This window comes from Providencia sp. 6390, assembly GCF_058148425.1.
Map to the genome: position 1 here is coordinate 1 of NZ_JBYVYL010000039.1, position 318 is coordinate 318.

The 318-nt window shown below is 50.6% G+C and carries 1 protein-coding gene; it reads left to right on the forward strand.

Annotated features, from left to right (window positions below; genetic code table 11):
* Positions 1-318 (forward strand): AMP-binding protein (locus AC3Z9T_RS21425; RefSeq protein WP_490128069.1); only part of this gene is annotated, 318 nt, incomplete at both ends.

Here is a 318-nt window from a genome sequence, read left to right on the forward strand (position 1 = left end):
AGCCTGCTTGCCACCCTAAAGGCGGGGGCCGCTTATGTGCCGCTTGACCCTTCTTATCCCTCTGAACGTCTCGCGTATATGCTTGATGATGCCGCGCCAATTGCCCTGTTGACGCATTCATCCTTAATGACATCTTTCAGCCACAAAACGTTGACAATGACACTTGATGATCTGGCCTTGTTTGAAGACGCTCAGGAGACTAACCCTACACCGTCAGATCTCAGTGACACGCATCTTGCTTATATCATCTATACATCTGGCTCTACCGGTGAGCCGAAAGGGGTGATGGTCGAACATTGTGGCTTGCGCAATTACCTC